The sequence below is a fragment of the Acinetobacter sp. WU_MDCI_Abxc222 genome (assembly GCF_025514755.1).
In the GTDB taxonomy this organism is placed as follows: domain Bacteria; phylum Pseudomonadota; class Gammaproteobacteria; order Pseudomonadales; family Moraxellaceae; genus Acinetobacter; species Acinetobacter geminorum.
Genome location: NZ_JAHPVG010000001.1, coordinates 579,521 through 592,360, shown reverse-complemented (window position 1 = coordinate 592,360; position 12,840 = coordinate 579,521). Strand labels below are relative to the sequence as shown.

Below are 12,840 nucleotides of genomic sequence, written 5' to 3'. Positions count from 1 at the left end.
AATGACTCCTTATACTACGTTTGAATATACAATAGTATTTTATAATCAAAGAAATAAAGAATTACCAAATGTAAAATACAGTATAATCTTTTTCTGTGAAGATGGGACGAAAGAGACTTATAAGGGTGCTACAAACCTAAAAGGACAAACAAAACCAATTTCATTAAATCAAAATGGAAAATTGCATATTTTTGTTGAGGGGCATGAAACTGTTTTTAGCCCTAAAAAGACTATAAAGCCTATTTTGGCTGAAGGAAGCAATATAGTTGAAGTAAACTCCATAAGCCTTAAGAAAAATGCTTTTTTCTTAACAAAAGCTCAATATGAACTTAAGCAGAGAAAAGCAAATAATGATTTGGAAGAGCTAAGAAAAAATGCTAAATCAGTTAAACAAAAAAACTTTTTTAATTTGTCAAAAATACAACCAACTTTTCCTTTAGATTTAGCAGAAGAATTAAATGAAAGAATTAATATGTCTTATGAGGAATATAAAAAAAAGAATACTCATATTGTAAAAAAAACAAAATATCTTAAGTTTAAAAACTATGCTTTATATAGATTTATTGATAGCGCAGGGAATGGAATTCCAATTGTAGATTATCAAATCTTTGGACAAGGTCAGGATAAGCCCTTGGTTAATTTGAAACCTGGCCCACCTGATAAAAAAGGCTATACTCAATTAGCTTATACGCATTTGAAGAGTAGAGTTACATATACTTTAGGAACTAGTAAAAAAAATAGTGAATGGTATGAACCAATAACTTGTGTAGACAAACAAGTTATTAATCAGATTATTTTTCCCACTTCCACAGCGGTAACTCAACCGGATATTGATCATAAGGAAAATATGAGTGCAAGACAAAAGCCACCTATTGTGATTAACCCGTGTACTAATGAAGTGCTTGTTTTGCCGCCTGCAGTCTATGCTGAATTTGATAAAAAAACTAAGATATTATCTGATGCAGTAAAGGAAGTTCACAAGTCTAATAAAGATCTAACGCAAGCAATCCAAAGTCGTAATTTGGAAGAAATTAAAGAATTGGAAAAGCGTTTAAATATAAATCAGGAAAAGGCGATTGAAAAGATTAATGGTGAATTTAAGCAAAGAGCTGATTTAAGAGAAGTATGGGTAGTTGAGAGCACAGGTAAAACAAACGAACAAGCATCTAAATATAATTTAAAACGACGTTATTTAAAAGTTACTGAATATGAGGAATTAAAAGCAAAGCGCAGGAACCCTCAGACAAATGTGGACGTAACCGCGAATCAATATACAGTACAACAACCTGCACAAATCCGTAGTAGTTTCGAAAAACTTTCACAGCAACTTTTGACAGCAAAGGGGAATGTTGGAAGTGATGAGAAGGCTGTTTATAACCTAATAGGAGGTTTGGGAGGGGAAATTGCAGAAGAATACAAAAATAGTAGAGATATTACGGTTACCCAAGAAGCACAATGGATGCGCATGGTCGCTGGAGCAAGCGGTGAAGGCTCAATAAGTGCTGCACCTAAAGGGGTAAGCATTAAGGCTTCTGGAGATATGTCGACTAAATGGACACTATTTGAAGGAGTGAAAGAGTGGCGTAAATTTTATCCTTGTGAAACAGGCTGGAAACTTGAATATGATAACTATGATTTAGGAACAATCCGTTTTTTAATTGGTGCTGAGATATCTGGTTTTTCAGGAGCAAATTTAGGGATCGCTGGTAATCTATCCGTTGATATTTCTTATCAAGGCACAACTCAGGTCATAAAGGCTGCGGTAAGACCACCAGAAAGATCAATGAGTCAGATGGTAGATCGTAATAAAAAGCCTATGTTTCAACCTGCACAAGGAAGTCTGAAAATAATTGGTGATAATCAGGAAAATGCGCAGAATCAAGGTAATATTGGTATTAATGCATTTGCTGGAGCTCAAATACAAGGTTTACTTAAAGGCGCTATAGAGTGGTTTAAGCCTAAAGGTGATGGTAGTGGTGAAGGTGAGTTTGTGGCAATCGCTTCAGCTGCAGCTGGGGGGGGAGTTAGTATGGGGGCAGGTGCGCAAGGTCAATTTCAAATTGGTTATGATCCACGTTCAGGTAATTTTAAAATATTGGTAGCAGCTCATTTATGTTGGGGTGTGGGAGCAAAAGGGGTTGCTTCATTTGTTGTAGGAACAGAACATTTTTTAAGTTATCTTGGTTTTATAAAATCACAAGTTGCTCATGCCGGCTTTAAAACACTTTTATATATAAATGAAACGGCATTTTTGTTAGCTTCTCGCATCCTTGCACTGTGTATTGGAGATAATCATGCCTTAACCAAAAGTGTAAAAGAATTATCTCTAATTTATAACCAATGGATTAATAGAATTGATATTGATCAAGGTCGTTTAAATACTGCTAAAAATCTTAACTCGAGTGCTGGAAAAAAAGAATTACTTTATGCCACTCCTGAAACTAAAGGAATTCTCCTGTACGCAGTATCACATTGGACTGATCTAACCACTCCTATTTTTGATCTTAATATTGCTTTTATGGATATGAAAGTTGAGTTTTTTCCAACACGAAAAACAGCAGTGATTAATATCTTAAAGACATGTATTTCTACTGAAGAATGGGAGAATACGATTCAACATATCCATCCACAAGGTAAAAAACTTACAGAAAGTCAATTAGGTAAGGTAGAGGGGGATATTATTCGCTTTCTTAATTATGGAAGTGATGAAAAGTATGCTGAAGATATAATCCGTTGTCTAAATTCTGGTATCGAATATCAAGGTACCCAAATTAATGCATGGCTTCAGGATTATTTAAAATATCGTAAAGGAGCAAAAAAAATAGCAGGTTCTTTGAATTATATGTTGGTAAAAAATCAGGATGATATGCGTTTTAAACAGCTCCAGATACAACAAGCAATTAGCAGTGATTCAGAAGAGGTTGCTCTAATAGCGAGTAACTTGAATATTTTGGCGCCGTTTGATCAAGATAATAGAATAATGAATAAGCAAATATATAAAGTTTAATTATATATTTGCTTGATCAAATTTCTAATAATTAACCGCACATCGAACAGAGTTAAATCGATTTAAGTCTATGTTATATTTTTTAATATCAGGATCATTAGATAGTTTAGGATCTTCTATAGGATGAATCGCATGGCGACTAAAGGTAAAACCGCCAAACATTTGTAAATTCTGTCCATCAGATGGTTCCGCACTTCGTACAACTTTAAGAGTTCCTTTTGCAGGCCCTTTCGGATTTTTTTCGGGAGATTTACTATAATACTGTGGGTCATACCAATCAAGCATCCACTCATAATTATCGGTAATCATGTCATATAGCCCTAAAGGGGTAGCTGGAAATTGTTGCAATTCTGGTATTTTCTCATCAGCTTTATATTTTGTTATTAGTTCTTGTCTTTGTTTGAAACTCCAAACATTTCTACCAATATCGATTTTACCGTTGTCTGTAGGGTAAAGAATGTATTGTCCACGATTTCTTGCTGCATATTCCCATTGTGCTTCAGTAGGTAAATCCATTTTTAAATTAAGTTGTTTTCCTAGCCATTGGCAATAATTTTGGGCTTGTTGCCAATTGATACCAGCCGCCGAAGTGGGAACTCGCTCATTTATTGAGAACTTATCAAACTTTCCAATTTTTTGCTGTCCAGTAACATCGGTATATATATCGAAATCAGCATACGTCGCTTTTGTAGCACTTAATGCATAGTTATCTAAAGTGACTTTGTGTAAAGGTTTGCTATTTACATCACTATCATATGGTAATTTATCTGGGCTTTTTTGCTCACCAAAATCCCCCATCATAAAAGTACCACCTTTAATTTCCACAAGATTCTTTTTTGTTTTATCGAGTAGTTGTTGCAACTTCTTTTGTTGTTCGGATGAGAGATTTTGGTTGGTTGTTGGCGGGGGGATTTGCTGCGTATTATTTGATGATTTAGCACACGCACTTAAAGCAAGGCTTGAAAATAAAACAATAGCTATATTCTGTTTCATCATTTTGTTGGAAATCATTAGGTTGAATATTGATAAAACTATTTTAATAAGAGATGTAAAAGATATAAAGAGCGGTTTTGTTATTTGGATGTAGAAATAATTCGCTTTTCTAAAGAGTAAAAGTTCAAATATATAACTATAAATTCTTTGTCTTAACATTTTTTTTATTAAATATTTACTTAAACTATCATCTTGCTGCAAGTTCCTTTTAATCATTTACTCATCTTTAATTTTATTATTTTATCAATTTCCAATGTGATGTAGGGGAAGATTCAGAAATATATAATTCTTAAAAATTTGTGGTCTGTGTGAACTTGGCTGCTCACTTTATGAGATCACATTAGCAAGTGTAATAAAAATATACTAAATAGACCGATTAGTCTTGACAATTTTATTTTTATTAATGTTGAGTTTCTACTTTCATAAATTCGAAATGTATCTTTTACAATCATTTAATTCGTTTATCTTTTAAATTAAATAAAATCTTTTTAAGAAAATGTTTCATAAATCTTAACTAAGTGATATTTATGATAATTTTAGGTTTAGTTTTAATTTTTATTTAATCAATAAAATTCAACAACTTATTCTTAATTACAAAAAATAACAATATTATATTTTTATAAGAATAACTTTATTAAGCTATATTTTATAAGCATCTTAACTATTTACTTTTGGTTTAAGTTGATATGATTTTTATATAAAATATGTTTGTTTATATGATAAACTGCGTCTAAATTTTTTGAATATAAGGTTTTTAGCCTGATTTTTTAATGTTTTATGAATATTAACTTTTCAGTAAAGCCTTGAATAAATAAGAAAACAGAGGAATGAAAGTTGTGTTGAAACGAAGTATTTTGATACTTTTTTTGACTGGAAACATTATCGGTCTATCATATGCTCAAGCAGCAGAACTAGAGCCTGTAAAACTTAAAAAAAGTTGTATTAAGAAGAACCCTTTAGCAGAAGGCCAAAATGATCCTGAGCTATTGAATATTTTTAAACAAGTTTGTGATAGCGATAATATAACTCAAAAAAATGATTTATTAGCTAAAGCTGCTATGCGGTTTTATCAGACCAATCAACCAGTTAAAGCATTGAATTTAGCAAGTCAACTGCAAAGTCAAAATATACGCGGTTCATTAATAACAGATGTTTTATTTTTATCTGGTGTGAGTATTGCAAATAATTCTTTGCAGCAAATGCGTACTCAGGAAATGAGATATTTAAGCAATGATGTGACTTATCCTCCTGCAAAGCAGTTAATTGAAAATATTCATACTGCTATGCCTGCTCCAGCTCCATCGAGCTTTAAAGCGAGTTCTGATAGTAGCTCAGATGATAATGAAAAGAGAAGTTATAAAAAACAGTATGTAACGCGTAATAAAGCGAGTAATTCTCGAACTTCAAATAAACGAGTATCAAGCCCAGCAAAGACGACTACAGTAAAACCTAAAACTGCACCTGCAGCCACTGTTAATAAATCAAAAAGTTCGCCTTTTGACCCTTTAATTAAATAATCCGGAATAGAATCTTATGGCTAAGAGAGAGAGCGTACAAAAGAAGCTTCAGCGAATTCGACCTCCACGTGTTCAGCTTACATATGATGTCGAAATTGGTGATGCAAAAGAAGCGAAAGAGCTACCATTCGTTGTAGGTGTGATGGGTGATTTTTCAGCTGCATCTGAGCTTGAGCGTACAAAATTAAAAGATAAAAAATTCATTAATGTTGATTTAGATAATATTGATGAAGTTATGGAGTCTTTGTCTCCAAGAGCTGCTTTTCAAGTAGATAATACGTTAACAGAAGAGGGTGGTAAGATCGCTGTTGATTTAACATTTAAATCAATGGAAGATTTTCGTCCAGAAAATGTGGTTCAACAGGTTGATCCATTAAAGAAACTTGTGGAGGCACGTGAGCGTTTAACTGATTTAAGAAACAAAATTTCTAACAGTGAACGTTTAGAAGATTTACTTGATGAAGTTCTTAAAAATACAGATCAGATTCGTAAATTAAGTGCGGAGGCTGATCATGAATAATACTCAATCAGCAGCTATGCCTCTTGTTGAAAATGAACAGGTTAATCTCTTAGATTCGATCGTTGAAGAAAGTCGTATTGCCCGAAATGAGGAAGAACATTCGCGTGCAAAAAGCTTAATCGGTGAACTTGCTAAAGAAGTAATGGCAGGAACAATTACCGTTTCTGAAAATATGACTTTATCGATTGATAAGCGTATTGCAGAAATTGATGCTCTGATTTCAAGTCAATTAAGTCAGATCATGCACAATGAGCAATTTCAAAAAATTGAGTCGACTTGGCGTGGTCTCTATTATTTCTGTCAAGAGACACCATCTAACCCTCTTATTAAAATTCGTATGTTGAATACGACTAAGAAAGAGTTGGTAAAAGATTTCCAAGGCGCTACAGATTTCGATCAAAGTACCTTATTCAAAAAAATCTATGAGGAAGAATACGGATCTTTTGGTGGTGCACCATACTCTGCGCTCATTGGTGATTTTGAATTTGACCGTACACCTTCTGATATGTATTTGCTTGAGCAAATTTCTCATGTGGCAGCAGCAGCCCATGCGCCATTTATTTCGGCCGCTAGCCCAAGCATTCTTGGTCTAGAGTCATTTACTGATATTGACCGTCCTAGAGATGTTTCAAAAATCTTTGAAACAGCTGAATATGTACAATGGCGTTCATTCCGTGACAGTGAAGATGCTCGTTATGTCGCTTTAACATTGCCACATGTGCTTGGTCGTCTTCCTTATCATCCAAAAGAAGGAACAGCTACTGAAGGTTTTAACTTTGCTGAAGATGTTTCTGGTGCAAACCACAATGAATATTTGTGGATGAATGCTGCTTATGCTTTCGGTACTCGTTTAACAAATGCATTTGATATGCATGGTTGGTGTGCTGCAATTCGTGGGGTTGAAGGTGGTGGTTTAGTCGAAGGCTTGCCTGTACACACTTTTAAAACACAAGATGGCGAAGTGGTATTCAAATGCCCAACCGAAATTGCAATCACTGACCGCCGTGAAAAAGAATTAAGCGATTTAGGCTTTATTCCTTTAGTGCATTGTAAAAATACTGATTACGCTGCTTTCTTTGGCGCGCAATCAACTCAAAAACCTAAAAAATATGACAATGATACAGCAAATGCTAACTCTGCTTTATCGAGTCAAATTCAGTACATCATGGCCGTTTCACGCATTGCTCATTATTTAAAAGCAATGATGAGAGATAAAGTGGGTAGCTTTGCTTCTGCTGGAAATGTTGAAGCATTCTTAAATGAGTGGTTGTCACAGTATGTATTGCTTGACGATGGCGCTTCTCAAGAAGCAAAAGCTCAATATCCTCTACGTGAAGCGTCTGTAAAAGTTGTAGAAGATCCTGCTCAACCAGGTCACTACAAATCTGTGGTTTTCTTGCGACCACACTTCCAGCTGGACGAGTTGTCAGTTTCTTTACGACTTGTCACTGAGTTACCTCAGTCCTCAAATTAATAAAGGTCAGCGAAAGAATAACTTTAAATTACAAATAGGAAAGTTCTAAATGAAAGATATATACGTTGAGTTTCGCGGTAAATACAAAGTTGATGGAGAGTCTCGTGATGCTGAGCACAAAGGCTGGTTAGAAGTTAACTCTTGGTCTCATAACATTCGTCAACCTAAATCTGCTACTTCAAGTAGCGTTGGTGGTCATACTGCTGAACGTGTTGAACATTCAGATATGGTTTTTGTTAAAGATTTAGATGCAACTAGCCCGAAATTATGGGAAGCATGTTCAGCTGGTTATACATTTGATGAAGTACAAATCGACTTCTACCGTGCAAATGGTGATAAGCGCATCAAGTACTTACAAATCAAATTGAAACATGTTCTAGTTTCTAGTGTAACTCCAACAGTTAATGAAGAAGGTGTTCCAACAGAAGCGTTTGGTTTGAAATACGCAGCTGTTGAATGGACTTACAATCAACAAGATATTAACGGTACTGCTAAAGGTGCTGTTACTAAGAAATGGTCACTTTCTAACAATACGGCTTCTTACGCAGCGTAATTGTTTAAGTGGATATTTGGTGGAGGCTGACTTAAAGTTAGCCTCTGCTGTCTTTAAGCATGCTTGTTGTGAACTCGAATGAATTTAGATCGGCTTTATCCATATGGATTTCGTTCAACTTTGTTTGACCGCTTAATTCCTGAAAGTGAAGATTATGCAAAAGGTCTTTCTATTCAGCAATTAAGAGAATCAGTAGCAAAAGATTTAGAAGACTTGCTTAATAGTCGGGTCGCTAAGTTAGATCATGTAGTTGATGATTACCCGCTAGTTAAAAAATCTATACTTCAGTTCGGTATTATTGATTTTGTGGGGCTTTCTACAGCCAATCCGCTAGATCGTGACAAGATTTGCCAATCTATTGAACAGTCAATTGCAGCTCATGAACCTCGTTTAAGACAAATACGGGTAGAGATGTTGTTGGATGGGCACAATATGGGGGCATTGTGTTTAAGCATTCAGGCGTATCTAAATATTCATCCACTGTATGAACCTGTCGTTTTTGATGCATTGCTAAAACCGACAACGCAGCAATATGTAATTTCAGCGAGAACCTAGGCATAGTGGGTGTGTTGTGATAGAAGAGCTTTTACCTTTTTACGAAAAACAACTACAGGAATTTGGTCAGCAATCTCGTGAATTTGCTCAAAAATATCCGAAAATCGCTCAGCGTTTATCTTTAAATCAAGAGCAGATTGATGATCCACATATTGAACGTCTTATACAGGCTTTTTCATTAATTTCGGCTCGTATTGATAAAAAGCTTGCTGATAGTTATGACGTGTTTACCCGTTCTTTATTTGAGGTGATGTTCCCTCAATATTTACGTCATTTTCCGGCTTGTTCAGTAATAAGTTTTGAAGATATAAATAAAATAAAGCAGCTCACAGAAGTGCATATTGTTCCTGCACACACAGTTTTGAAGTCTCGCAGTTTTAAAGGCGTTCAGTGTGAGTTTAATACCACGCAAGAAGTCAAATTACTCCCGATAAGCTTGCAAGCGCTAGAGTTCAAAAGTACACCTAGTGCCCATATGCATTTAAGTCAAAATGCGACTTTAACTTTTAAATTTGAAATTTTTAATCATGCTCATATATGTTTAATAAATGAAAAACTACCTATTTATTTAGATGCAATTTCTAATTTTCCACTTCAAATACTAGACAGTATTTTTAAGAAGGGAACAACTTTTGCCATTAAAATAGGGCAGAAAATTGTTGAACTGGATAAAAATCCATTTGAGTTAACAGGTTTTTCCGAGCAAGAAAGTCTATTGCCACTCGATCAGCATACTCATCATGCTTATCGTTTGCTGATGGAGTATTTCTGTTTTCCTGAAAAATTTAATTATTTAAAACTCGATTTAGGTTTTTTAAAGCGCTTATCTCTAGAAAATAGTAATTTTGAACTGCTTATACATTTTAAACTAAATTTAAATGATCAAGCTGTAGTGCGAAATTATTCTGAATTAAATGTCGCTAATTTTAAATTGTTTACTACCCCGGTTATTAATTTATTTGAAAAATATGCTGAACCACAAAAAATTGTACATAAGCAATTAGAATATCCGCTGATTACAGATGCTCATCATCCTGAGTTTTATCAGGTGTATTCAATACTTGACATGAATATGGTTCGTGAAAAAACGAGTCAAGAAGAAAGCTATGTTCCGGTGCTGCCTTTTTTTGCCATGAGTCATTATCATGCTGACACGGCGCGTTTTTTCTATTCAGTGAACTATCAAAAGCTACAACCCAATTTTGTCGAAATGGGTTATTCAATTATTTCTAAAAATTTAAATCCTTCGTCAACACGTTCGGATTTTATTAGTACAAAACTATTATGCTCAAATCGTGACTTGCCGCATGAAGCATTAGGGCAATCCAATAATATATTAAACCTTAATGATAGTAGTCTGGCTCGTCGTGCCATTGTTTTAAAAAGACCTACGAAGCCTTATCAATTTGGTCAAAGCCAGAGTGAGCAGTGGCGTGTTATTTCACACCTTTCATTAAATAGTTTAGCGTTAATGAAAGGTGATGCGGTATCTCATATTAAAGAATTACTTGCTTTATATAACTTACCTTTATCAAAAGAAAATTATCTAATTATTGAGTCAATCAAACATCTTGAATTTTCACTTACTCACAAACTTGTAGATGGAAAGCCATTCCCAATGTTTGTAAGAGGAGTAAAGGCAGAGTTACAAATTGATTCATCGGTATTTAGAGGTCATAGCCTATACATTTTTAGTCAGTTATTAAGTCGTGTTTTTAATTTAAAGGTTCAAATTAATAGTTTTGTTGATTTGGTTGTTAAGGATTATTCATCTCAGCAGGAGTTATACCAATGCAGTCAGAACGTTGGTGGCAAGACTCTTCTGTAACAGCTGAGCTCTTTACAAAGCCAAAGTCTTTTGAGTTTATCCAAGCAACACGGCTATTAAGACACGATTCAAGTCGTACAGTTAGTTCATTTTGGAGTGATCATTTTAAGTTTGAGACATCCTTTAATTTAAATTTTCCTGCTACAGAGATTGAAAATTTAGAACTAACGGACGACCGGATTTATATCACGAATTTAATCGTTGGTCTTACGGGTATACAAGGTGCTTTACCTTATACGTATACGAATAAGATTAAGCAAGCTCCGCGTCAGCAACGAGCTGAGACCAAAGAGTTTTTAAGCTTATTTAATCATAAGCTTACTGCTCAATATGTAGAGTCTAGTATTACTTATAATCTGCCGATTAGATATGAGATAGAACATAAAAATGACTATTTAGATATTCTGCATGCTTTGAATGGTTATGTACGTTCACAGCATCAACAAGCTGATCTTGATGAATATTTTGCAGAATTCTCTGGATTAATGCAGGGGCAAAATAATACAGTTCATGCATTAAAAACGATGCTGTCGTGTATTTTTAAACATGAAATTACGATTAAAGAATTTGTACAAGAATCATTTAAGTTAGCGAGTGATCAGTTAACAACTTTAGGTGGAAGTCAGCCGAGCCTACTTGGTGTTAATACTTTTTGTGGGGAAACCATTCAGCAAATTGACGGAAAAATTGAAATTCAAATTGGACCATTAAAACGTCATCAATATCTCAGTTTCTTACCAAATCAAGAGTTAAGCTTAAAGCTTAAAAAACTTGTAGAAACGTGGTGTAGTCCAACTTTATCAATAGATTTACGGCTTATCTTGGATGAATCAGAAATACAACCTATTTGTCTCACTCATAAGAATCAGAGTGGGTTAGGGCAGGGTTCTTTTCTCATATCACGACAACCAAAAGTACATAGTCATGAAACCTGCTATAGCCTTATTGGAGAGACAATATGATTAAAAAAATATTACTCTCATTCATTGCTATTTTTTCAGTGGTTAGTGGAATAATTATTTTCTACTGGCGCGATGTTCAATATAACCCTGATAAAGGAGATTTTTTCCTTTATTTCTTAGTTTTACCAGCAATAATTACATTGGTGATTTTATCGCCATGGTTAATTTGTAGCGCTTATACAACGTATAAAGACAAAAAAGAGCAAGCTATAAATCAAGATAAAGATGACGTTAATTCAAAACAAACTGCGGTAACTGATCAACCATTAGAACAGCTAGATTTTAATATTTATTCTGGTTTTGCTTTACATGCTTTTGGTGAGAATGAAAGCATTATTGAGCAGCTACAAAATTTTAGAAGTCCAGAGCTGGATGATCAACTGTTAAATTCTTACGGATTACCTCTTTTATCTTACCGTATTAAAGATTTGGATGAAGAGAATCATGAGGAGAGTGATTACTCATCTCCACGACAAGTTCGTATGATGTCATTAATAAGACAGCAACTCGATCAAAATATAGAAAATTTATATCTTCTAGCTGAGCATTTAAAGCGTTCAACTTTATTTTATGAGTCGCAGCAAGCCCTTGAATATCATATGCATCCGGCATGGGTAAATCCCGAGTCTGAATATGACGATGTTGAAATGCCGATCGTAGAAGTTTATCGCTTAAATCGCTTAAATCTACACATCCTTCTTTCGGAGGATTTATTACATATCTGGAATGATGACCACAGTAATGAATTAATTTTAGAGTTTTTTACTGAGATTGGTATTCCTGCTCAAAAAATCCATATTGAATATCATTTTTTTGGAGAGCAACTGGCTTACCAAGAGTTAATGCATTTATTAAAGGGTATTCATAAAAGAGAGCATGAGATGTTCTTTTTGGTCGTGGCCGATTCGGAAATTGATCAAGATCTAATTGATGAAAAAACTTGGATGATTAAAGATTATATTCCTGCTGAATTTGCAGCAAGCTGTTTACTCGCAGATCCTTTAGTAAAAATTCAGGAATTAGAACCGACTAAAGCACTGAAAGTGGTAGTGGGTCAACAAGATACAGCGAAGCTTTTTAATAATTTTGAATTTAATGATTTACCTCAGCATGAAGGTGATGAGCCTTATGTACTGATTTTGTCAGATCAGACCGATATAAAAGTTTCGAAGAAATTGCAACAACACTTTCTTCAAACGCCTGTAGAACCGCATCACTATATTTATGTGAAATCTTCATTAGGGCATACCCAAAATTTAGCTGATATTTATGGCTTTATGCTGAGCATGCATTTCCCTGAACATATCATTCCTTTTGTCTTTGGAGAAAATACGGTGTCAGCACATACGTTTGTGCAGAGTATCACTGAAAACTCAGAAGATGATGCGATGGTGTTGAATAACTAATTTAAACTTTGGACTTAGAACGAGA

The 12,840-nt window shown here is 34.4% G+C and carries 10 protein-coding genes; 9 read left to right on the top strand and 1 reads right to left on the bottom strand.

Going from position 1 to position 12,840, the window contains the following annotated elements; translation table 11 throughout:
• Position 1: 1 nt before the first annotated feature.
• Positions 2-3,007 (top strand): hypothetical protein, encoded by a 3,006-nt coding sequence (locus KTJ10_RS02815; RefSeq protein ID WP_262441300.1) that lies wholly within the window; start codon positions 2-4, stop codon positions 3,005-3,007.
• 24 nt (positions 3,008-3,031) lie between these two features.
• On the opposite strand, the gene KTJ10_RS02810 is transcribed toward KTJ10_RS02815, so the two are convergent.
• The gene (locus KTJ10_RS02810) at positions 3,032-4,018 is read right to left on the bottom strand and encodes a formylglycine-generating enzyme family protein (protein ID WP_199976649.1); all 987 of its coding nucleotides are present in this window, start codon (positions 4,016-4,018) and stop codon (positions 3,032-3,034) included.
• A gap of 809 nt (positions 4,019-4,827) precedes the next feature.
• Between KTJ10_RS02810 and KTJ10_RS02805 the strand changes: the two genes are divergently transcribed.
• From KTJ10_RS02805 to KTJ10_RS02770, 8 genes are all read left to right on the top strand, one after another.
• The gene (locus KTJ10_RS02805) at positions 4,828-5,517 is read left to right on the top strand and encodes a hypothetical protein (protein WP_199976421.1); all 690 of its coding nucleotides are present in this window, start codon (positions 4,828-4,830) and stop codon (positions 5,515-5,517) included.
• A gap of 16 nt (positions 5,518-5,533) precedes the next feature.
• On the top strand, positions 5,534-6,037 hold the full coding sequence (gene tssB / locus KTJ10_RS02800; protein ID WP_005041656.1) for a type VI secretion system contractile sheath small subunit: 504 nt from the start codon (positions 5,534-5,536) through the stop codon (positions 6,035-6,037).
• Positions 6,030-7,511 (top strand): type VI secretion system contractile sheath large subunit, encoded by a 1,482-nt coding sequence (gene tssC, locus KTJ10_RS02795; protein ID WP_032003316.1) that lies wholly within the window; start codon positions 6,030-6,032, stop codon positions 7,509-7,511. The genes tssB and tssC overlap by 8 nt, the downstream gene beginning before the upstream one ends.
• Positions 7,512-7,560: 49 nt before the next feature.
• The gene (locus KTJ10_RS02790) at positions 7,561-8,064 is read left to right on the top strand and encodes an Hcp family type VI secretion system effector (RefSeq protein WP_016141469.1); all 504 of its coding nucleotides are present in this window, start codon (positions 7,561-7,563) and stop codon (positions 8,062-8,064) included.
• A 78-nt stretch (positions 8,065-8,142) separates the two neighbouring features.
• Positions 8,143-8,619, top strand: a complete 477-nt coding sequence (gene tssE, locus KTJ10_RS02785) for a type VI secretion system baseplate subunit TssE (RefSeq protein ID WP_002048404.1) — start codon at positions 8,143-8,145, stop codon at positions 8,617-8,619.
• Positions 8,620-8,635: 16 nt separating this feature from the next.
• Positions 8,636-10,447 (top strand): type VI secretion system baseplate subunit TssF, encoded by a 1,812-nt coding sequence (gene tssF, locus KTJ10_RS02780; protein WP_262441299.1) that lies wholly within the window; start codon positions 8,636-8,638, stop codon positions 10,445-10,447.
• Positions 10,411-11,409, top strand: coding sequence for a type VI secretion system baseplate subunit TssG (tssG, locus tag KTJ10_RS02775; protein WP_213688485.1), 999 nt, complete (start codon positions 10,411-10,413; stop codon positions 11,407-11,409). The genes tssF and tssG overlap by 37 nt, the downstream gene beginning before the upstream one ends.
• Positions 11,406-12,815: a hypothetical protein gene (locus KTJ10_RS02770; protein WP_262441298.1), complete on the top strand. Its 1,410-nt coding sequence runs from the start codon at positions 11,406-11,408 to the stop codon at positions 12,813-12,815. Before tssG ends, KTJ10_RS02770 begins: the two co-directional genes overlap by 4 nt.
• The last annotated feature ends 25 nt before the right edge of the window (positions 12,816-12,840 follow it).